Source organism: Pseudomonas guariconensis (genome assembly GCF_024127895.1).
GTDB lineage: Bacteria > Pseudomonadota > Gammaproteobacteria > Pseudomonadales > Pseudomonadaceae > Aquipseudomonas > Aquipseudomonas guariconensis_B.
Window position 1 is genome coordinate 1 of sequence record NZ_JAMYBK010000065.1, and the last position, 1,307, is coordinate 1,307.

1 protein-coding gene and 1 other annotated feature are annotated in these 1,307 nt (G+C 62.6%); the gene reads left to right on the forward strand.

Annotated elements, in window-relative coordinates:
• Positions 1-50: 50 nt before the first annotated feature.
• Positions 51-1,273 (forward strand): IS3 family transposase gene (locus tag NJF35_RS24555; RefSeq protein ID WP_253081829.1). Its coding sequence is split into 2 segments (ribosomal slippage): positions 51-336 and positions 336-1,273, totalling 1,224 coding nucleotides; the frame shifts between segments, so codons are not numbered across the junction.
• Positions 329-445 (forward strand) — a sequence feature (AL1L pseudoknot). Its footprint overlaps the gene before it by 117 nt.
• Positions 1,274-1,307: the final 34 nt, after the last annotated feature.

A 1,307-nucleotide genomic window follows, 5' to 3' on the forward strand; every position in this document is an offset into this window, starting at 1 on the left:
TGAACCGCCCCGGGTTTCGTGGAGGCCTCAACTCTTGAGAAGATGAGGCCATGAGAAAGACCACGACCTACTCCCCTGAAGTCCGTGAACGTGCCGTGCGCATGGTTCTGGAGCACCTGAACGACTACCCATCCGAGTGGGCGGCCATCGAGGCGATAGCGCCGAAGATCGGCTGCGCAGCGCAAACCCTGCATGGCTGGATTCGTCGCCATCAGACCGACGCCGGCCAGCGTCCGGGGGCGACCACCGAAGAGCGTGAGCGCATCAAAGCCCTGGAGCGCGAGAATCGCGAATTGCGCAAGGCCAACGAGATCCTGCGTCTGGCCAGCGCGTATTTTGCCCAGGCGGAGCTCGACCGCCGCACCAAGTCCTGAGGGCATTTGTCGATCAGTACCGTGACCGTCTCGGGGTCGAGTCGATCTGCCGTGTCTTGCAGGTCGCCCCGTCCGGTTACCGCAAGCATGCGGCCCGCCTGCGCAATCCGGCATTGCGCTCCTGCCGTGCTCGGCGCGACGAGGCACTGATCCTGGAAGTCCAGCGCGTGTGGAATGCCAACATGCAGTGCTATGGCGCGGTTAAGGTTTGGAAGCAGCTCCGGCGAGAAGGCATCGAGGCAGCCAGATGCACGGTGGAGCGGTTGATGCGTCGAGCTGGATTGCAGGGCATAAGGCGCGGCCAGGTCGTGCGGACAACGGTGGCCGGAGACAAGTCGCTCTGTCCGCTGGATCGTGTCCAGCGCCAATTCCAGGCCGACCGCCCCAACCAGCTGTGGGTGTCGGATTTCACTTACGTGTCGACCTGGCAGGGATGGCTGTATGTGGCCTTCGTGATCGACGTCTTTGCGCGGCGCATCGTGGGGTGGCGAGTCAGTACCAGCATGAAGACCGACTTCGTACTGGATGCCCTGGAGCAGGCCCTGTACGCCCGCCAGCCGCATCGCACAGGGAGCCTGATCCACCACAGCGACCGTGGCAGCCAGTACGTCTCGATCCGCTATACCGAGCGGCTGGCAGAGGCCGGCATTGAGCCCTCGGTTGGCAGCAAGGGCGACAGCTACGACAACGCATTGGCCGAAACCATCAATGGTCTGTACAAGGCCGAGCTGATTTACCGCCAGTCGTGGAAGAGCCGCGAAGCTGTTGAGATGGCGACCTTGAAATGGGTGCACTGGTACAACCACCAGCGGCTGTTGAGCTCAATCGGCTATATCCCGCCTGCGGAGGCTGAGGCAAACTTCCACCAGCAACAAGCAGGTCAGGCCATGGCGGCCTGACTTAAACGAAACGGCCTCCACAAAAGCCGGGGCG